Annotated in this window: 11 protein-coding genes; 7 read left to right on the top strand and 4 right to left on the bottom strand. The window is 60.5% G+C overall.

Annotated features, from left to right (window positions below):
* Positions 1-244: 244 nt before the first annotated feature.
* Complete coding sequence (locus JAO75_RS09450) at positions 245-487, bottom strand: hypothetical protein (protein ID WP_199048612.1); 243 nt, start codon at positions 485-487, stop codon at positions 245-247.
* Between the two features lie 145 nt (positions 488-632).
* Between JAO75_RS09450 and JAO75_RS09455 the strand changes: the two genes are divergently transcribed.
* The 3 genes from JAO75_RS09455 to JAO75_RS09465 are packed head-to-tail and all read left to right on the top strand — an operon-like array spanning position 633 to position 1,636.
* On the top strand, positions 633-854 hold the full coding sequence (locus JAO75_RS09455; RefSeq protein ID WP_199048615.1) for a hypothetical protein: 222 nt from the start codon (positions 633-635) through the stop codon (positions 852-854).
* A gap of 34 nt (positions 855-888) precedes the next feature.
* Positions 889-1,194, top strand: a complete 306-nt coding sequence (locus JAO75_RS09460) for a nucleotidyltransferase domain-containing protein (protein WP_199048617.1) — start codon at positions 889-891, stop codon at positions 1,192-1,194.
* Between the two features lie 31 nt (positions 1,195-1,225).
* Positions 1,226-1,636, top strand: a complete 411-nt coding sequence (locus tag JAO75_RS09465) for a carbonic anhydrase (RefSeq protein WP_246742435.1) — start codon at positions 1,226-1,228, stop codon at positions 1,634-1,636.
* Between the two features lie 376 nt (positions 1,637-2,012).
* Here the strand turns inward: JAO75_RS09465 and JAO75_RS09470 are convergent, their stop codons facing one another.
* Positions 2,013-2,237, bottom strand: coding sequence for a hypothetical protein (locus tag JAO75_RS09470; protein WP_199048621.1), 225 nt, complete (start codon positions 2,235-2,237; stop codon positions 2,013-2,015).
* Between the two features lie 195 nt (positions 2,238-2,432).
* Here JAO75_RS09470 and JAO75_RS09475 point away from each other — a divergent pair, with 195 nt between their 5' ends.
* Together JAO75_RS09475 and JAO75_RS09480 are read left to right on the top strand one after the other, a co-directional pair.
* Positions 2,433-3,305, top strand: a complete 873-nt coding sequence (locus tag JAO75_RS09475) for a MerR family transcriptional regulator (protein ID WP_199048623.1) — start codon at positions 2,433-2,435, stop codon at positions 3,303-3,305.
* A gap of 896 nt (positions 3,306-4,201) precedes the next feature.
* Complete coding sequence (locus JAO75_RS09480; protein WP_343234581.1) at positions 4,202-5,599, top strand: ComEC/Rec2 family competence protein; 1,398 nt, start codon at positions 4,202-4,204, stop codon at positions 5,597-5,599.
* Here the strand turns inward: JAO75_RS09480 and lexA are convergent.
* Positions 5,577-6,281: a transcriptional repressor LexA gene (gene lexA, locus JAO75_RS09485; RefSeq protein ID WP_199048627.1), complete on the bottom strand. Its 705-nt coding sequence runs from the start codon at positions 6,279-6,281 to the stop codon at positions 5,577-5,579. The two genes, JAO75_RS09480 and lexA, sit on opposite strands and share 23 nt — an antisense overlap.
* 510 nt (positions 6,282-6,791) lie before the next feature.
* Here lexA and JAO75_RS25175 point away from each other — a divergent pair.
* Both JAO75_RS25175 and JAO75_RS25360 read left to right on the top strand, forming a co-directional pair.
* Positions 6,792-15,737 carry a cadherin domain-containing protein gene (locus JAO75_RS25175; protein ID WP_281433500.1) on the top strand — a complete coding sequence of 2,982 codons (8,946 nt, stop codon included), beginning with the start codon at positions 6,792-6,794 and terminating at the stop codon, positions 15,735-15,737.
* Positions 15,738-15,913: 176 nt separating this feature from the next.
* The gene (locus JAO75_RS25360) at positions 15,914-19,501 is read left to right on the top strand and encodes a hypothetical protein (protein ID WP_343234582.1); all 3,588 of its coding nucleotides are present in this window, start codon (positions 15,914-15,916) and stop codon (positions 19,499-19,501) included.
* A 341-nt stretch (positions 19,502-19,842) separates the two neighbouring features.
* Here JAO75_RS25360 and JAO75_RS09550 read toward each other — a convergent pair whose 3' ends face one another.
* Positions 19,843-21,066: a calcium-binding protein gene (locus JAO75_RS09550; RefSeq protein WP_199048629.1), complete on the bottom strand. Its 1,224-nt coding sequence runs from the start codon at positions 21,064-21,066 to the stop codon at positions 19,843-19,845.
* Positions 21,067-21,109: the final 43 nt, after the last annotated feature.

Raw genomic sequence — 21,109 nt, forward strand, 5'->3', positions numbered from 1 at the left:
AAGCTTGATAAACTGGCAGCGACCGGCTCGCTGTCAATGGTCTGCCTTGCAACATTAATGCAGAGACCGATGCCACCAGACCGTTGGCTCGCCATGGGGCAGAATCAATGCGTTGCGGGTGACCATGTCAGACCTTCACGTGCCGAAATGTTCGTCTCAGCGGGGAGCATGGACTGACACCGACATTGTCCCAACTCAGGGAAATTCCTTAGGTGACATGTACGAGGCCAAGGCTGGGGGGCCGTCAGTGGGCGGGAGCCAACTGCTCCTCGTGCACGCGCCTTTGCATCCCATCGCGCTCCGACCGCACGTGGTATTGCGCCCCGGTGCCGTCGGGCGGCAGCAGGCGCGTCACCTCCCACATGTCGGAGGCGAACCTCCGCACGCCGACCGGAACCACGAGGTCGAGAAAGGCTTCGGCGGTGTTCGCGCTGGAGAAGGTGGAAAGCTTGACGCGATCACCGAGACGAAACTGATGCACTGCCATGAGGCTGCCCGCTGTTGTTGTTAACCCATGTTAATGCCTGAGGGCGGCCAAGGTTTCGCGCCCTGGGAGAAGCTCTATCTGCTGGAGGCCTTGGTGCAGGCCCTTCTGGCTCTCATCCACCGCTCTTGAGGGAGACACCAAAGCGATGTCCGACCCATCCATGGAAAGCGAGCACCTTGACAAGGCGGAACGGCACATTGTCGAGGGCGAGAGGCGTGTGGCCGCCCAGAAGACCCTCATTGCGCGCCTGACTGAGGAAGGCCGTGACACGGCGCTCGCCGAGGAATTCCTCCAGTCCCTGGAGCAGACCCTTGAGCAATGGCACATCCACCGGCGGCTGATCCTGGAGTCCCTCGCGCGGGAGTGAGCTCATCCGTCAGGGCGGAATTGGGCCGGGCCTGGTGCAACCCCGGGCCCGCACGGCCCGCGCCCGTGTGCGGCGCCTTGTCGAGGCCACGAGGGATGAGCCGTTCGAAGTCGCCGTCGTCGGCTCACTCGCGACCGGCCGCTTCGCCCTCCACTCGGGCGTTGATTTCCTGATTCGCGGGGAGATGGACACCAAGACCCGGGTCCGGGTGGAGCAGAAGGTCGCCGCAGCCATGCGAGGGGCCGGGATTCCCTATGATCTGATCTTCGCCTGCGACCTAACGCCCGACCGGCTGCATGAGATCGGGCGCGACCTTGTCGCCCTGCTCCCGGAGGCCTGAGAAGCCGGAGAGTTCCAAGCAGGTGCCAACGATGTGCTGGAGCGGCATCTTGGCACGGACAGAGCTGCCGGTTGGACGCGATTCGGTCCATGACTTGGCGCCGGTGGCCGGACATGGAGCAGGTCGCCCCCTTGGTCAGCGAATTCGTCACGGATCACGCCGTGGTCTCGTGAATCACTGGCTGCATCCCATCCGCGAGGTCTACCATCGGCATGAGCTCGAAGCGATGCCGGACGAGCGCGCCCGCCTTAACCGGCTGTGCGAGATGAACGTCATCCGGCAGGTCAGGAACGTCGCATCGGACATCATCGCGCGGGCCGCGTGGGCGCGCCGGCAGGACCTGTCCATCCATGGCTGGCTCTATTCCCTGGCGGTCGGCTTGATCAAGGATCTCGGCACGACGGTAAGGCGGCCGGACGAGATCGGACCGCTGGGCGGATGAGCGGTGCGGCCCCGTGCATCACCGGTTCACCGAGATCACAAGACAAGGGGCTCCCGCCCCGGCGGGACCAGGGAGACGCTGACATGGGCAGCATGCATGAGGACGAAAACTCGGGCCCGCCCGGGGGAGCGGCAACGGTCTTGCCGACCATGGCTGCGCCGATCCGGAGGAGACGAAGCTGAAATTCCTCATGGCGAATGAGATTGCGCTCATCGTCGAGGCAGGGGGTTGAGCCAGGCGAAGGTTGGCCGAGTCGACTCCGCGCACGAGCATGGAACGGCACTGGCAGGTGCCCGCGGCGAGCCGGAGGAAGGTCATTCGATGCGGATGTAGGTTGACGGGGAGGGCGGAGGCAAGCCGCAATCGCCCAATTGAGCTAGCCTTCGCGGGCTTCCGGCGGCTGTGGAACGCCGCCGGGACCCGGAGGATTGCGCGTTCCCGGGGCTTTCACGTCCTCCGGCCATGTCCACGGCTCCATCCCGTTCTCTCGCAGGTACTTGTCCGTGATCCTGCGGGCCACAGCCCGATACCCCGGATGCGTCATCGGATCGAAGGTCGCAAGCCCCTGAGGGTTCTCATCGCGGCGTGGGTTGGTCGGCATGGTGCGTTATCCTAAGGCGGATTTCGCCCGCGCTCCATCATTCTTATTGGATGACGTTGCACGGATCTTATTGGATCGTGCTGCGTCAACATCATCAAACAATGTCAGCCCCGCTGCTTGCAATCCTGGATCACGGTCGATTCCCGGCCTGGCACCTGCTTGACCACCGGCTCAAACAGCTGCGAGTCTGGGGCCATGAGTGAGCCTGACAGGGTCGAGATATCATTGGAGGAAGCTGCCAAGATCCTCGGGGTCTCACGCGCGCTCGTCCGCCACCGCATGGATACGGGCCGGCTTCCATTCCGGGAGGACGGCACCGTCCGGCGTGTCCTGATGCGGGACGTGCTCGCGTTAAAGAGCTTTGAGGAGGAACGGAGGCCGTTCTCGCGCGCATTGGCCAAGGACACCGACAATCAGGCGGGCCCTCTCCTCGCTGGGTTCCACGACGATCTCATGGATTTCGACGACCCAATCCCGGAGGAGGAGCGGTTCCCGCGCCGGGCCGTCCAGGTTGAGGATCTCTCGCCAGACGAAATTTCGGCAATTTGGGAGGCCCGGGTGGGGACCGATGAGCCCTGCAAGCTCGATGACCTCTCCGAAGATGGCCGCCTGATCGTCCGGCGGACGGGTGCCGGGTCATCGCCGATTTCCTGTGACTGGATCGGAGATGCGATGAGGAAGGAACCCGACGATCAGGCTGCGAGACCTCCAGCATCCGGGCACATCCTGGTGATCTGCGGGCTCGGCAGGAATTCAGCCGCCCTCGACAAGGCTCTCGGCGCGGCAACGCGAGTGATCGTTCTTGATGCCGCCTATGACACGTCCGCCGAACTGCGACGGCACTTGGCTGGCCTGGAATTCGAGATCGCCCGTACGGACGTCTGGCAGGACATGGTTACCCGGGGAGCAGCCAGGCCCGAGAAGGTTGCGGTGGCCATCGTCGACTACACGGGTTCGGACGCGTTCCGGTGCATGGTCGACAGCGACGAGCGGGTCGCGCTTCTGCTTCCGGGCTCCTGGTTTGTTCGGGGTGCGCCCGTGACCTTGAAGGTGATCCAAGCCGGCTAGGCGCCTTGCCCGCGGATGCACCGGCCGCCCGGCGGATGGTCAAGGGTCTGCCCGCTCGCATCTGGAGCGGATGTTGGGCGTGCAGGGCGGCCTGCAGCGCGTACGGAGTTGCCCGCTCGCGCGTGGAGCGGACGAGTGTCTCGCAAGTATGGTTCTTTCACACGCAGGGTTGCCCGCTCGCGCGTGGAGCGGACAAGGCGATCAAGATCGCGATGGACGCCGGCGAGGGGTTGCCCGCTCGCTTGGAGCGGAATGAATGCCGGTCTCCTGGGGGCATGCCGCCAGGGCGCCGAGGAGCCCACGATGGACAAGAGCAGAGCCATCCTACGGCATGGCCGGGGCGGGGATCAAGGGATCTCCACGCCCTTGGTTAACGCCGCGCCTCCCGCGGCTGGGGCCCCGATGCGGACTCGGTATGGGAGAACGACGTAGCTGACGCCTCTGGAGGAAGGGTGACGCCGGCCTTGCGCGAACGGCTGCGGGGGTGTCCCATGGCGAGCCCTGGACAACACATCGGTTGCCCGCCCGGCGGCGGGTCCCGCACCGGCCTGCCGGACCCGCCATGGGCGGTTGGCCGGCGCAGCGGAAGCTTCGCCCCCGTTCGCCCCAGAGCCTGGGCGGTGGTCAGGGGCGGCGCGCTGTTCGGCTTCAACGGCCGAATGGGGCGCCGCGTTTGAAGGATCCAGACGCCAATCCTGCAACCCCCGCCGCCGGGGTGCGCGGCGGATCCGGTCCCGCACGCGCCTCGTTGATCGGGTGACCTGATTATAGGGATGGGCGGGCGGCTGGCTGGTCCGGAGAAAGGCCTCATCGGCCTCCGGCAATCTCAACGGGAGGCGTACGCCGCCCGGGGTAAGCCCTCTGGCCTGTGGGTTGGATTAACCGATCCACATGACGTGTCGATCTCGGGCCTGCACATGGTGCTGGCGGCCGGCACCTTTTTCTGGCTGGTCCGCGCGCTTCTGGCCCTGACGCCGGGTCTCGCTTTGCTCTGGCCCGTGAAGAAGATCGCCGCCGTCGCGGCGATGATCGGAGCCACGATCTACTGCGTCTTTTCAGGCTCCGATGTCGCCACCGAGCGCTCGCTGATCATGACCCTCGTGATGTTCGGCGCGGTGCTTGCCGACCGTCCTGCGCTCAGCATCCGCAACCTGTCGATCGCGGCTCTCATCGTTCTTGCCCGCGAGCCCGAGGCGCTGCTCGGCCCAAGCTTCCAGATGTCCTTCGGCGCGGTTGCCGCCATGATGGCCCTCGTGCCCCTGATGCAGCGGAAGCCAACCGAAGCCTCGCCCGCCAGTCTCGTGGAACGGGGCCTGCGCTGGAGCGGTCGGGCGATGCTCGGGCTCGTGACGACGACACTTGTGGCGAGCATCGCCACGGCGCCTTTCGCCGCGTATCATTTCCAGTCCCTGAACCCTTACGGCCTGATCGGTAATGCGCTCGCTCTGCCGCTCGTCTCCCTAGTGGTCATGCCTGCCGCCGTGCTGGGCGTGCTCGCCTATCCCTTTGCTCTCGACCGCCCTGTCTGGCAGGTGATGGGCGCAGCGGTCGAGCAGGTGCTCGAGGTATCGGCCTGGGTCGAAGGCTTCAGCGGATCGACCATCGTGGTGCCGGCGCTGAGCGTTGGAGCCCTGTTGCTTCTGAGCCTGGGTCTGCTCGCGATTGCCATTCCGGCCTCGTCCCTCCGGTGGCTCGCCCTTGTGCCCGCAGGAGCAGGGTTGGGTTTCGCCGCCGTCCCGGAGCGGTACGACGTCTTCATCGATCGGACAGGGGCAGGGGCTGCCATTCGCACCGACAGCGGGGAGCTGGCGCTCGTGGGGCGGCCGTCGGATTTCGTTGTCGAGCAATGGCTGCGCGCCGACGGCGATGCGAGGAATGTCGATGATGTCAGCCTCAGGCGTGATGCTCGCTGCGACAGGTCAGGCTGCGTCGTGATCGCAGCGGATGGACGGCGGATTGCGTTCATCCGGGATTATGCGGCCTTCGACGAGGATTGCCGCCGGGCTGCGGTGATCATCACGCAGCTGCAGGCCCCGCCGGCATGTCGGCAGCCGATTATCGTCGACAGTGAGGCGCTGAAGGAACGCGGGGCGACAACGCTTCGCCTCGGCCCCGACGCGGTCGAGGTCGCATCCGTGAGGAGGGGACGTGAGATGATGGCTTGGCCTGGCGCCCAATCAATACGGGTCGGGCAGTCCCAGGGATCGCCTGTTCAGGGGAGGCCAGGACCGGCAAGGCCTGTCCCTGAACAGGATTTTCCTGAAGAGGAAGTCAGTACCGACGAACGAGACTGACGAGCTTGCCCTGGATCTTGACCCGGTCGGGGCCAAGCACGCGGGTCTCGTAGGCCTGGTTGGCGGCCTCCAGCGCGATGGACGAGCCACGGCGGCGGAAGCGCTTGAGGGTCGCCTCCTCCTCGTCGATCAGGGCCACGATGATGTCGCCCGTATTGGCCGTATCCTGCCGGCGGATGACCACGAGGTCGCCGTCGAGAATGCCGGCCTCCACCATCGAGTCCCCACGGACCTCAAGGGCGAAGTGATCGCCCTGGGCCAGGAAGTCGCCCGACAGGGTGATGGAGTGGCTGCGGGTCTGGATGGCCGAGATCGGCACACCGGCGGCAATCCGCCCCATGACCGGGATCGACATCTCGCGATCCCGCGAATCGGAGGCAGGCGGCGGCGCGGCCTTCGCCTTGCCGGCGAGGCCGCCCTCGACCACGCTCGGGGTGAAGCGCCGCTGGCTGCCCGCACCGCTGGTGCTCTCGGGCAGGCGGATCACCTCCAGCGCCCGGGCCCGGTTGGGCAGGCGGCGGATGAAGCCGCGCTCCTCCAGCGCCGTGATCAGGCGATGGATGCCGGACTTGGACTTGAGATCGAGCGCGTCCTTCATCTCGTCGAAGGACGGCGGAACTCCGGTTTCACGCAGCCGCTCATGAATGAAGCGGAGCAATTCGTGCTGTTTGCGCGTCAGCATGGCTGGCCCTTACTGCCTTGAAAAAGGCGATTCTGAAACAAATCAAGAACAAGGTAGCCGTTCTCGCTGTGTTCCGCAAGTCCGCTGCTCAGCTGAACAACGGTCAACAAACAGATCGTCGCTGACCCATGTAAAAGATACGTGGGGCAGCTATCTTCTGCAGGTTTAAACAAGAAGGATCTCTCAGATTGCGTTTTCGACAGTGACCTTAGAGTAAGATAAGGATTATCGGGGTGATTTTTCGATTAATATCCTAGCGTAAACAAAATATTCTTATCTATAGACTTGAAGCGAGCGGGATGCAATTGAAACTATACGGCTTATGCATCGGGGTTTAGGCTCGCAGGACATTCTTGAAACGCCGGAACGCCTAATTAAGGGCGCGGAAGTTTCCCAGGCGCCGCCGTAAACCATGCCTGATGATCAGAGTGAACAAGAAGTTGCTTTCCGTTCCGGTTACGTTATAACTGATGCAATATAACATTAACGTCTGCGTTATCGGAGCTGAATATGTCTGGCGGAATCACCACTTGGAGCGATACGACCCTCGTTGCAGGCTCGCTCCAGCAGACGGGACCGGACACCGCGTTTTCGGAGGCGAACGGGACGTTCATTACCGTCTGGTCCGAATTCGACCCCACGCTTGGCCGAACGGTCATTAAGGCTAAGATCGTTGATTTCGATGGTCAGGTCTTGCGTGAGCCTTACATCATCAGCAGCACGCAGGTCCCAAATGGGGGGCTCATCAATCCCTCGGTTTCTGTGCTGCCGAACGGACAGTTCGTCATCACGTATAGCGGGGCCGGATCCAGTGGCCCGATCTACAGAACTGTGCTTGATGGCTCGGGCGATACGGTCTTTGCCGAGCAGCGGGTTGACACGACCGCCAGAAGTTCAACGGCAAACCCGGAAATCGCTGTTCACACCAATGGCGAATATACTGTCTACTGGGAAGCGGGCGGCGATATCTATGGGCAGCGTTACAGTGCCGACGGAAGCAAAAGTGGAGCTGAGTTCCGGGTCGCCACCCCCATCAACACCTCGCAATCCAAGACGGTAGAAAGCGGCCTCGTAGTCACGGAGCTCGGCGATGGCCTGAGCGTGATGGCGTACAGCTACACGGAAACACGCCTCGACCCCGAGACAGGTGTAGAATTCATTCTCTCCCAAGGTACAAGGCATAGGATCGGTTCCACCGGCGCCGAAATCACCTGGCAGGCGCCCATCGGTTCGGTCATCTCCGATGTCAGCGTCGCCGCAGCTAAGACATATGGCGGCCTATTCGCGATCACGCGGTCCGTAAACGACGTCCTGTACACGCGAATCTATGACGGCGCCAACTTCGTGAGGGAGTTCCAGGTCAGTCCGGCGAATACGGGCGCCGAGAAGGAGGTGGCCACAACCTATATGAGCGACGGCAAGCTCGTCGTTGCATGGATAGAGACCGCAAACGGAGTGAACGCCCTTCGTGCGAAGCTGTTCAATCCCGATGGAACTCAGTATGTTGCCGAGTTCACTGTCGCGTCCGTAGCCGTGGATCTCCATGAGCTGAAGATTGCTTCCGATGAGTATGGGCGTTTCACCGTCACCTGGCGGGGCTCGGGGGGGAGCCTCTACGAAAAAACCTTCGATACCCGTGTGTCCAATCTCGATGGCATCTACGAATGGTCGAGGTTGAATGATATTTTTCCCGACCCTGTCAGTTATGTCGGAACCGCGGGGCGAGACAGCCTGGGAGGCAGCGGCAAATCGGATCGCCTGTCCGGCTACAAGGGCGATGACACCCTTCTCGGAGGACATGGTGCAGACACGCTCCGGGGCGGTGAAGGCAATGACGTGCTCGACGGCGGTGACGGCGGAGATCGTCTTTACGGAGGTGCCGGTACGGATTTCGTCAGCTATGCGAGTGCAACCGCGGCTGTGGTCGTTTCCCTTGCCAATCGCAATGACAACCAAGGCGCGGATGCCGCAGGCGATTATTACGAGAGCATCGAGGGAGTCATCGGCTCCAAGTATAACGACAAGATCACGGGTAGCGGTAACTCCGATACGCTGAGAGGCGGAGACGGCGACGATACCCTCGATGGCGGGAGCGGATTCGATAGATTGGAGGGCGGAGCCGGCAATGACACCTATTATGTCGACAACCCCTTCGACATCGTTGTTGACGACTCCGGAGATTCGGACACGGTCATTACCAGCGTCAGCTATGTTGTGACCTCGCCAAGTACCGGGATCAATATCCTGAAAGCGGCTGATGGCACCGCTCCGATCAATCTCACGAGCCGTGCTTTCAGCAGCATGACGCTCATCGGGAACGCCGGCGAAAACATTCTCGATGCCCGCGGCATCGGAGATCGGCTTCAAGGCGGGCTTGGGAACGATACCTACATCATCGACGGCGGGGCCCAATGGGTTGAGGAGAACCCCGATGAGGGAACCGACACGGTCCGCTCCAAGATCAACCACACGCTTACAGCCAATGTCGAACATCTCATTGCCTATGACGAGAGCGGAACGACCCCTCTCGTCCTGACCGGCAACGGACTCGGCAACAGCATCATCGGCAACAGGGGCAACAACACTCTCAACGGCGAGGGAGGTAACGATACCCTGAATGGCGGGGACGGGCACGACGTCCTGAATGGTGGCCTTGGAAATGACACCATGAACGGCGGCTCTGGAGACGACACCTACTACGTCGACAGTGGCGCTGACCACATCGTCGAGGCTGCCAATCAGGGCTACGATAAGGTCTATACGACTGTCGACTACACGCTGAATGGCAATCTGGAGGAACTCATCGCTGCGGATCGCGCGAACTCCACCACGCCTTTGAAGCTCACCGGCAACACGTCCAACAATGTCATCATCGGCAACGCAGGCAGCAACCAGCTCAACGGGGGAGATGGAAACGATACTCTCGAGGGCGGCCTCGGTGCGGATGAGTTGAACGGCGGCAGCGGTAATGACTGGGCGGACTACAGCAATGCTGCGGCGGTCGATGCCGGAACCGGCCTTGGGCTTACCATAAGCCTTTCGCCGAATGTCGCAAACACGGGAGAGGCCGCAGGCGACACCTATTCGTCGATCGAGAATCTGCGCGGCTCGAAGTTCCGCGACATCCTCGTCGGCAACAGCGGGAGTAATGTCCTCGACGGAGGTGACGGCGACGACCGCCTTTATGGCGGCGAGGGTGCCGATACTCTGATCGGCGGCTCGGGTTGGAACGCGGCGACCTACAGGTATTCGACCGCCGGGACCGGGATCCTGATTGACTTTACGACCGGCGAGAGAACCGGTGAGGCCGTCGGTGATCAATACATTCAGATCACGGCTTATGAAGGGACGACTTCGTCGGATACCCTCCGGGGCAGCAACGACTATGACGAGTTTCTCGGCGAAGGCGGCAACGATCTGCTGATGGGCCGCGGCGGTGACGATTTTCTTCGTGGTGACGTCGGAGACGATACGCTTGTCGGCGGAGCCGGAGCGGACACGCTGCGCGGAGGCACGCATCTCGGTGACGCCGGGTTCGACATGGCGTCCTATGAGGATGCCGACGCCGCGGTAAAAGCCTACCTGGAGGCGGGCGCGCAGGCGTCTGCCACCGGCGATGCGCAAGGCGATGTCTATATCAACATCGACGGCCTGATCGGGTCAAGGTTTGACGACCAACTCTCCGGCTTCCTCATGGGGGCCAGCAGTCTTGATGGCGGCTCAGGTAACGATACCCTCACCGGCGGTCGGAGTGACGACACTCTCGAGGGTGGTGTTGGTGCCGATTCCCTGGCCGGCGGCCTCGGCAACGACACCTACTATGTCGACAATGCAGGCGACCGGATCTCCGATTCCGGCGGCAGCGATGACATCGTCTACACCACGATCAGTTATGCATTGGGCAGCACGGGCCTTGAGCATGGAACAGTCCAGACGACCTCGACCAATGCGACACAACGCATCGATCTGACCGGCAACGAATTGAACAACGTGCTTACCGGACATGACGGCGTAAACTCCCTCAGTGGCGGCACCGGCAACGATACTCTAAGAGGCCTGGGGGGTGACGACACGCTTGATGGCGGCCTGGGCAACGACTCGCTCGAAGGCGGCATCGGCAACGATTCGCTGGTCGGCGGAGATGGCAGCGACACGCTGATCGGCGGCGGCGGCAATGACGTCTTCAACGGTGGGACCGGCAACGACTCGATGGTCGGAGGCTCCGGCAACGACACTTTCTACGTCGACAGCGCCGGCGATATCGTTGCCGAGTCCACGCTGGGCGGCGGAACGGCCGATACCGTGATTTCCAGCGTCAGCTACAGCATCGACACCCAGACGCGCGCATTCATCGAGAACATGGAGGTGGCTGCAGGCTTCGGGGGCGTGACCCTCACCGGCAACAGCAAAGCGAACAAGATCACCGGCAATGAATTGGCCAACACTCTTGTTGGCGGAATCGGCAACGACACGCTCGATGGAGGAGACGGGAATGACTCCCTCAACGGAGGTGAGAATGACGATTCTCTCGTCGGTGGAGATGGCGACGACTCGCTGAGCGGTGGCGCAGGCAGCGACACGCTCATGGGCGGTGTGGGCAATGACTATCTTCAGGGCGGTCTCGATAACGATAGCCTCGAAGGCGGCGTGGGCGATGACAACCTGCTCGGCATCGGCGGAGACGACACGCTCGTCGGTGACGCCGGCAACGATACCCTCAATGGCGGGACGGGTGCCGACAAGATGGCCGGTGGTGACGACAATGATGTCTATGTCGTCGACAATGCAGGGGACGATGTCCAAGAAAGCGACACCGATACGGGCCTCGATCTGATCGAAACCTCCGTCAGCTATTCGCTGCAGGGCCGCGACGGAATCGAGAACATGACAGCAACCGGGACGGCGGATATCAGCCTGATCGGTAATGGGCGCGGCAACATTCTCACTGGTAATTCAGGTGCCAATTCGCTGGATGGTGGTGATGGCAACGATTCGCTAACGGGAGCAGGCGGCAACGACACTCTGCTGGGCGGCGAGGGCGACGACACGCTTCTAGGCGGCGAAGGCCACGACACGCTTCTAGGCGGGGCCGGTAACGACACCCTCGACGGGGGCGAGGGCAACGACATCCTCGACGGTGGTGCCGGCCCAGGTCCTGACGTTCTCAAGGGCGGCCTTGGCGACGATGTGTACTACATCCGCAATGTCGGAGACATTGTGGAGGAGGATGCCGACGGCGGCAACGATACGGCTCATCTGTCGGCCTCCTTCTACGAGAGCCGGACTGACGCCCTCAATGTCGCCCATGATCTGAAGCTCCTGGGCATCGAGAACGTCTATATCGACGGCAAGCTGTTCGCGGCCCCGACGGAGATTACGTTCACGGGCGGGTCGATCGACGAGAATTCCGCTCCCGGAACGCTGGTTGCCACGCTCGGTGCGGTCGACACTGAAGGCGAGACCTTCAGCTTCAGCTTCGCCGGCGGCCAGAACGGCGGCCTGGTGGATCCGTCCGGGCGGTTCGTGATCGTCAACAACAACGGTGTCTGGGAGATCCGCGTCCATGAAGGAGCCGTGCTCGACCACGAGGCGGCGGGAAGCCATACCGTCACCGTCGTGGTGACCGACGGCGACGGCCTGACCCACGAGCGGGACATCACCATCACGGTGAACGACGTGGACGAGACAGTTCCGAACACGGCCCCGCACACGATCCGGCTGAACGGGTCGACGGCGGTGGCGGTGGACGAGAACTCGTCCGTGCTCGGTACGCTGAGCGCGACCGACGACCAGGGGCATGCGGTCACGTACGGGCTGACGCTGCCTGCGGAAGTGGCGGACCTGTTCACGCTGGTGAACGAGAATGGCGTGTGGACGGTTCAGGTGGCTGCGGGCCGTGAGCTGGACTACGAGACGCTGGCGGGCAAGTCGTTTGAGATCCTGGTGACGGCGCGCGACAGCCAGGGCGCGGAGAGCACGCAGGCGCTCACCATCACGGTGGAAGACGCGAACGAGGCGGTGTCGGATGTGACCTACTCGGTCAACATCCTGAGCGAGGCGGCCGCCGGCGGCACGACCGTGGGCACGGTCGCTGCGGTGATCGACCCCGATGAGCGCGAGGCATTCCGGGACTTCCGCTATGTTCTGGTGGACGAGAACGGCCAGGCGATCACGGGAGACTGGCACTTCGCGATCGATGCGCTGACCGGCGAGATCACGGTGGGTCCGCTGGGCCTCCAGGATGTGAGCGCGCCGACGGACGTGGTGGTGCGGGTGCGCGTCACGGACCAGGGCGGCGCCGGCTACTCGCATGTCGAGGAGGTCACCGTCCGGATCAATCCGTCGGACGTCAACTCGCCTCCGACGGCGCCCCAGGTGCAGGGCACGGTGACGACCCTGGCCGAGAACCAGGACGCGGCTGTGGTTGTGGCCACGGTCCAGGCGACGGACGACGGAGTGGGCGGCACGACGCTGTCTTACGCGCTGGTCGACAATCCGGGCGGCCTGTTCTCGATCGACCCGGCAACGGGGGCGATCAGCTTCACGGGTGGAGCCATCGACTACGAGACCAACCCCGATCTCCAGGTGGAGAACGCGGGCACGCCGCAGGAGCGCAAGTACTTTGTCGTGACGGTCCGGGCGGTCGAGTCGGGAGAGAACGGCCAGGCCTCGCAGGCGACCACGATCCGCGTGTACGTCGACGACGTCAACGAGGCGCCGGACACGATCCGCTTGAACGGCGAAACGGCTGTAACGCTCGACGAGAATGTACGGGTGCTCGGCACGCTGAGCGCCCAGGATCAGGACGGCGATCCGATCCTCAACTACGCGCTGGTTCTGCCGGTGGAACTGCAAGGCCTGCTGGTGCTGGTGAAGGACGGCGATACCTGGTCGATCCAGGTCGCCGGGGACGGGGTACTCGATTACGAAGCCCTGGGGGATTTCATCGAGTTCCATGTCACGGCGACGGATGGCCGGGGCGAGACGAGTGAGCCGCAGCTGATCCGCATCGACATCCGCGATGTGCAGGACACGCCCGGCGGCGGCGGCGATGACACCCTCACCGGCGGCGGCGGCGATGACACCCTGACCGGCGGCGGGGGCAACGATACCCTCACTGGCGGCGGAGGCAACGACACGCTTGACGGTGGCGAGGGCAACGACACGCTCACCGGCGGCGAGGGCAACGACACGCTTGATGGCGGCCCAGGCGACGACACGATGATCGGCGGGTCGGGCGACGACGTGTACTACGTCCGCGATCCGGGCGATGTGATCGTCGAGTCCACAGATCCGTCCGGCGGGCAGGACAAGGCCTACATCTTCATCCCCGAATACATGATCCCCGAATACACGTTGCCGGATACGGTCGGCGTCGAGACGCTCGAGGTTGGAGAGGGTGTCGATTACGGCGTCACCATTACCGGCAACGTGTTGGCCAACACGATCATTGGCGGCCAGGGCAACGACAGCCTGAGCGGCGGCGGCGGCAACGACAGCGTCACGGGCGGTGCCGGCAACGACACGCTGCTGGGCGGCGAAGGCGCAGATACCCTCGAGGGCGGCGAAGGCGATGACGTCTATGTCATAGATCTCGACGATACTGTTAAGGATGACTCAGGCGGCAACAACGACCTAGTGATCGCTACGGTTTCGGGGGCCTACACGCTTGCCGGCGGAATCGAGAATGGTGCGGCCGAGATAGATGCCGGGGCTGTTTCTTTGACAGGCAATGAGCTCGATAACGAGCTCATCGGCAACGATTTCTCGAACACCCTGGAGGGCGCGGAAGGCAACGATACGCTCCACGGCGGCAATGCAACCGATACCCTCGATGGCGGCGCGCACAACGACGTCCTCTATGGGTATGACGGAGAGGATAATCTCTACGGCGACGACGGCGATGATTATCTCGATGGTGGTATCGGCGACGACATCATCCAGGGTGGTGCTGGAAACGACACGCTCGTGAGCGGCGGCGGCAACGACTACATGGATGGCGGCGAGGGCAGCGACGTCTACTTCCTGGACGGTGATGCCTTGCGCGTCATCGATACGGGCAGCAGCGAAGACACCGACATCGCCTACCTTCTATCGAAGGACTTCGCGGACGACTTCAAGATCGATGCCTATGCCAACTTCCTCTATGGGGCAGGAATTGAGAATGTCTACGTCGATGGGGAGCTGTGGGGCGGAATCGGCGGTGGAGACAACGATGACGTCTACGACATCACCCCCGAAAGCGAGCCGATCAACGAGCCGGATCCTGATCTCGAAACCGGCGGTCTCGACAGGGCTAATGTCTTCGTTCCTAGCTATGCGTTGAGCGACACGACCTACGTCGAAATCCTCGCTGTTGGCGAGAACGTCGATCATGGTGTCGAGATCATCGGCAACAGCTCCGCCAACACCATCTATGGCGGCGCCAAGGACGACACGCTGAAAGGTGGTGGCGGTAACGACTACATTTCCGATGACGAAGTGGCAGGCAGCGGCGCTGGCAACGACCTCCTCGAGGGAGGCGATGGTGCAGACACCCTCATCGGTGGTATCGGCAACGATACCCTCATTGGCGGAGCGGATGCTCCGAACCGGCTCGAAGGTGGATCAGGCGACGATGTCTACATCATCCGCAACAAAGGTGATGTGGTTATCGAGAATCTCGACTCCATCGCTGGAGGAAACGACACTGCCTACATCTACACGGTCGATTTCGACACTGTGGAGCAGCGCGACGCTTACATGGCTGCGCTTCTGGCGAACGGCATCGAGACGGTGATCGTGGATGATGGAGTATCACAAGATGTAGTCATCTCACTTTCGGATAACTCGATCCGGGAATATCCGGTTGAAGACACGTTCATCGGTGAGCTGTCGACTGATATAGGTGGTGATTACGTCTATATGTTTGTTCTCAAGGATGTCTCTGGGAATGAGATCGGCACGGCAACCTCAGATGGGCGCTTCAAGATCGTTGGAAATCAAATCTTGAGCGACACTCGTATTGGCTTGGACTTCGAACAGAAGCGTGATTACAGCATCACGGTTCGTGTCATGAAGCAGGGCGAAACCGGCGCCAACGATTGGAAAGTCGATAGAGAATTCCCCATAACAATTCGTGATGTCATTGGCGAGAATGTCACTGGCACCGATAGTGCAGAGCGTATCATTGCCAATGCAGGCAACGACACGCTTAAAGGTGGAGGGGGAGATGATACCCTAAGTGGTGGTATCGGACGTGACACTCTGACTGGAGATGGCGGTAAGGATTACTTCCTCTTTGACAAGGCCCCGAGCTTCGCCAGTCGGGACATCATTACCGACTTTATTCAAGGAGATGACCAGATTCAGCTGAAGGCATCAATCTTTGGCCTGGGTGCTCTTCGTGGAGACATGATCGCAACGCGCTTCGTTGTAGGCTCAGAAGCGACCACTGCGGCACATCGTTTCATCTAAGAAAAGACAGCAACGTCAGCAAGGCTCTACTACGATGCTGACGGTTCAGGAACCAATTCTCAGAAGGTTGAGATCTTAAGCTTCACAAACATCAGACCGGATCTTGGTTTGACAGATTTCGATATCATCGCGTGACGACAACGCAGGAATCAAAAGCAGAGCTTTAGGAGTGTAACGTGGCTACCTTTAACCTAAGAATCGAGCCTATTGCCGGGGTTTCGACGCAAGTTGCGGAAAACGATTACATGCTCGAGTTCAATGAGAACATCGAGGCAGGCACAATTATCGGTTACCTGACCGGGTTCTCTAACACCGCTGATCGTGACAGTGCTAATTTTACAGCGCTCAATGGTGATGACGGCGGGCGCTTCGAAATCGTCAAGGCAACCAGTGCTGGCCCTGGTTACAATGTCGGGGACTGGATTGTTCGCATCAAAAATGGCGGTGAGAACTATTTCAATTATGAGAACAACGGAGGATTTGATAATCTCTTCCGTTATACGAGCGTCGGTACAAACACCTATCATGTCTCTATCGATGTCGTTCTCAAGGACATCAATGAGGGTCCTAAGAACATCAATGTAGCCGGTGGCAGCGTTGAAAGCGGCAGAGCTGGCGTCAACGTAGGTGCCTTGAGTGCCTTGGATGAAGACGATATCTTTTGGCACGCATCAGGTGAGACCCAGGTTACCTATTCAATCGACTCGGGCCTGAATGGAGATCTCTTTACGATTCAGGGAGATATTCTCAGGCTCAGAGACGGCGTATCTTTGAATTACGCAAATGCGCCGAAGTCAGATTCGGGAGGCCGGTACTATGAAGTTGTCGTCAGAGCCACCGATGGCGGCGGCTACGATTCGGAAACGGGCGAGCAGCTTCCGGGAACTGCACTTTCATCAACTCAAACAATCAAGGTTTATGTAACGCCGCCGGCCAATCAGGCCCCGCCGGCGCCGTCTGGTGCGTTCGCAATCGATGAGCGCTCGGCTGCCGATACACCTGTGGCAACCCTGGCTGAGCGTGACGGCGACAACCAGCTTATCACCTACACCTTCCAAGGCGGCGGCACGGTCAGCGCGGACGGCCGCTTCAAGATCGTGGGCAACCAGATCCTGGTGAACAACCCGGCCGAGGTGACGTCCAACGACACGGTCAGCTATGCCATTGTTGCCAATGACGGCTCCGGCGCCGCCAATGCCACGTCCACGGGCAATGTCACGATCACGGTCAACAACGTGAACCGGGCTCCCTCGGCGCCGACGATCCCCACCAACACGACAATTCCTGAGACAACGGCCACGAATGGGCTTGTAGCCACGCTGGCCTCGACCGATCCGGACGGGCAGACGGTGACGTACACCTTCCAAAATGCTCAGAGTGGCTCGAGTGGCCTGATCAGCGCCGACGGCCGCTTCAAGATCGTCAACAACCAGATCTTGGTAAACAACAACGCTGAGATCCAGGTTGCAGCCAATAGCGACTACAACTACACCGTGGTGGCCTCCGACGGGGCCGGCGGCACCACGAACGGCAACATCACCATTCGCGTCACCAATGTGAACAAACTCCCGTCAACGCCGACGATCCCGGCCAACACCTCGGTGGCTGAGACAACGGCGACGGACGGGTTGGTTGCCACGCTATCCTCGATCGATCCGGACGGGCAGACGGTGACGTACACCTTCGAGGGTGGCGGTCTAGTCAGCGCCGACGGCCGCTTCAAGATCGTCGGCAACCAGATCCAGGTCAACAGCAACGTTGCCCTCCAGGTTACGCAAGACTCAAACTTCAGCTATACTATCGTGGCCTCCGACGGAGCCGGTGGCACCACGAACGGCAATATCACCATCAGCGTGACTAACGTGAACCGGGCGCCGACGACGCCGACGATCCCGGCCAACACCTCGGTGGCTGAGACGGAGGCAGTCAATGCGCCGGTGGCCACTCTGTCCTCGACCGATCCGGACGGGCAGGGGGTGACGTACACCTTCCAGAATGCTCAGAGTGGCTCGGGTGGCCTGATCAGCTTCGACGGCCGCTTCAAGATCGTCGGGAACCAGATCCTGGTGAGCGATCACACGGCCCTACAGGTCAACGCCGATACTATCTTTAACTATACAATCATGGCTTCGGATGGCTCGGGAGGTGCCACTCCGGGTAACATCTCAATTCGTGTCAACAACGTCGATACTGTGCCGGTAATTACGATCTCAGGTCCGACGGAATTCGACGCCTTCGATACAGGTTCAACCGTAGCGCCATTCGCTGGCGTTACTCTTGCCGACGCAGACACCGATAGGCTGACTGTCCTGATCACCTATGCTCGGGCTGATGGCGAACTCTCCTTCCCGGCTGGCTCCAACGCTACTTTCACGGACGACCTTGGTAACAGGACTTACAGAATAGAAGCATCGAAAGATGCTTTGGCCTTGATATTGAGGAATGTCGTATTCGATCCGACGAACGAGCCTAATGCGACATCGACAAGCATCAAGACCACCGAATTCGTGATGACAGTTCAGGATGGGACCAATACTGTCACGAACCGGCAGATCAAGGTCAACACCACGATCACCGATAAGGATCCTGGGAACCATGCCCCTTACGCACTAGCTTTCGAGGGCAGCGGCGCTACTACGGCGTCGGTTGCTGAGAACGTTGCGGGTCAGGTCTTTGGAGTGCTGAGAGGGCGTGATCAGGATCCTCAGGACACGCTGAGCTATTCGATCGTCAACGATCCGACCGGTAAATTCGAGGTTGTTGCCACGAACAGCGGCTTCGTGTTGAAGCTGAAGGACGGGCAGAGCCTGGATTATGAGAATTCCGGCACCGGCCATGCTCATAAGGTGACGGTGCGGGTGTCAGACGGTCATCCGGACGGCTATCTCGATCAGGAGTTCACGATCAACGTCAGTGATGTCAACGAGCAGTCCCCGAATTCCCTTCCAGTAGGCGTCAATCTGTCGAACGACAGAGTCATCGAACTCCGCGCAGGTTACAACACCACGATTGCGACCCTGGCGGCGGTGGATCCTGACCAAGCTAACGGCTTCACCTACAGCCTCCTTGATAGTGCCGGTGGTCGCTTCAGGATCGAAGGCGACAGCCTCAAGGTTGTTAACGGCGTGATGCTGGACCACGAGCAGGATGCGACGCATAAGGTTGTCATCCAAGTCTCAGATGGTCGAGGAGGTGTGAGAGCCTTCGAGAAGATCATTAATGTTGATGATCTCACTCGCGAGGTCATGACATCGGCGAATGCAAGTCCGCTCAACGACATCATTAAGGGCAGCAAAACCAAGAACTATAAAGACAAGTTCTATGGCGGCGCCGGCGACGACAAGCTTTGGGGCGGCTATGGCAATGACATACTGTATGGTGGTACCGGCAAGGATGCCTTTGTGTTCGATGGAAAGCTGGGCACATCCAAGACGGATCGCAAGGTGAACTTCGATAAGATCATGGATTACAGCGTCAAGGACGACTCCATCTGGCTCGATAACGCCTTGTTCAAGTCCAACAAGAATCTCTTCAAGGCTATCAAGAAGGGCACGGAGAGCAATCCGAAGAAGATGGCGAGCAAGTTCTTCACCGTGGGTGACAAGGCGAAGCAGGCGGACGATTACTTCGTGTATGACTCCAAGAAGCGCGTCCTGTACTATGATGCCGATGGTTCTGGTTCGAAGGCAGCCATCGAGATCGCGAGCTTCACGAAGAACAAGGCCCTGAAAGTCCTCAAGGCCTCCGAATTCTTCTTTATCTAATATCTGCCACGTTATAGCGGCAAGATATGAGCCGGCTGCCTGAAAGGGCAGCCGGCTTTTTCGTTCGGCCTATACTGCGTCAGGACCGGTGTCGAAAAGGAGGGAAGTGCGTCCTAAGGTATGATGCGGGCAGCAAGGGAAGCGACGGGCATACAGTTCATCGCCATTTCCGGGCTCTTCATTCAGGAGCAGGAGTCAGAAACTGGGAAACCTGTATTATCGCACATGAGCGCACACCGTGTCGGGCGCCTGTGGTTTCTCTTTCAGGGGGCTGGCAGGCAACAAAAAACCCGCCTCGGCTTGGCCGAGGCGGGTCGGGATGAACAGGCCTCTCTGGTTGCTTAGACCAGAATGAAGTCCGAAGCCGCCATTTTCAGGTTCTTGTCGAGCGTGGCGAATTTTATAGCGCCGAACGCGGTGCCGGAACCGTCGGCATCGTAGGAGAGGGCGCCGGTCGACTTGTTGTAGATGATCCGGTCGGCGGCATCTTTGGCTTTGCTGCCGATATAGAATGCGGACGCTGCCAGCTTGCCTCCGGATAGGGCGGTGAAAATCTCCGTGTCCAGCGCGATCCTGTCGTCCTTGGTCGAGAAGCCGGTGATCCTGTCGACATTGGATCCCCCAAGATCCGTATCGAAGTAGAAGGTGTCCCGACCTGCACCACCGATGAGCTTATCCTTGCCGAGCCCACCATAGAGCTTGTCGTTGCCGGCACCGCCATCCAGTTGGTCGTTCCCTGCGCGGCCTTCCAGGATGTCGTTGCCGTTCATGCCCTTCATGGAATTCTTGCCGCCGTGACCGAGCAGGAGATTGGCCTTCGCATTGCCTGTGAGGTTGATCGCTTTCGTCAGCGTATCGTCTGCAGCCAAGCCCTCGAACTTGTCTTTTGCGGATAGGGTCGAGTTCTTCGAGACCATCCGGCTGTCGAGGCCGCCGGTATCGATAACAATATCGACCTTCTCATTGAACTTGTAGACGTCGTTGCCGTTGCCACCCTTCAAGATGTTAGGCCCATCACGGCCACGGTCATCGCCCCCTATGAGTGTATCGTTGCCGTCGCCGCCGTCGAGCACGTCGATACCTTCGCCACCATCGAGGTAGTCGTCGCCGGCATTGCCGTAGAGCAGGTCGCGGCCGTTGCCGGCTGTTACGCGCTCGCCCGCTGCACTGCCAACGAAGCGGTCGTCCAAGACTTTCGTGGCGTCGGTGTTGAGGCTCACGGTGATAGTCTGGTTCGCCCGGTCCCATCTCGAGAACACAGTTTTAGAAATATCGAGATCAACCTGTTCCGATGCGCTGGTGAACACAATGGTGTCGACGCCGGCAGTCGATCCGACAACTTGCGAAACGCCGAAGTAGCTGTTGGCGTTGTATGTGAGCGTCGTCGCTGCGTTCGGAGATGCAAACGTCAAGGCATCTATGGCGCGGATATAGTTAAATTGGGCTGACGTCCAAAGCTGAATGACGTCGATGAAATCATTCTCATTCTCTCCAGCGCCATTGGAGCCTGAGATACTGATGTCATAAACATACTGATCGATGATGAACGTGTCGTTGCCGCCCATTCCGTTAAATATGTCATCCGGAAGATCGGGCTGGTTGCGAACA

The organism is Microvirga splendida, assembly GCF_016427565.1.
GTDB lineage: Bacteria > Pseudomonadota > Alphaproteobacteria > Rhizobiales > Beijerinckiaceae > Microvirga > Microvirga splendida.

Excerpts from the sequence above, each read along its gene's own strand:
- JAO75_RS09550 (WP_199048629.1), bottom strand. The coding sequence starts at position 21,066 with ATGGGCGGCAACGACACGTTCATCATCGATCAGTATGTTTATGACATC.
- JAO75_RS09455 (WP_199048615.1), top strand. The coding sequence starts at position 633 with ATGTCCGACCCATCCATGGAAAGCGAGCACCTTGACAAGGCGGAACGG.
- JAO75_RS25175 (WP_281433500.1), top strand. The coding sequence starts at position 6,792 with ATGTCTGGCGGAATCACCACTTGGAGCGATACGACCCTCGTTGCAGGC.
- JAO75_RS09465 (WP_246742435.1), top strand. The coding sequence starts at position 1,226 with ATGTGCTGGAGCGGCATCTTGGCACGGACAGAGCTGCCGGTTGGACGC.
- JAO75_RS09475 (WP_199048623.1), top strand. The coding sequence starts at position 2,433 with ATGAGTGAGCCTGACAGGGTCGAGATATCATTGGAGGAAGCTGCCAAG.
- lexA (WP_199048627.1), bottom strand. The coding sequence starts at position 6,281 with ATGCTGACGCGCAAACAGCACGAATTGCTCCGCTTCATTCATGAGCGG.
- JAO75_RS09450 (WP_199048612.1), bottom strand. The coding sequence starts at position 487 with ATGGCAGTGCATCAGTTTCGTCTCGGTGATCGCGTCAAGCTTTCCACC.
- JAO75_RS09470 (WP_199048621.1), bottom strand. The coding sequence starts at position 2,237 with ATGCCGACCAACCCACGCCGCGATGAGAACCCTCAGGGGCTTGCGACC.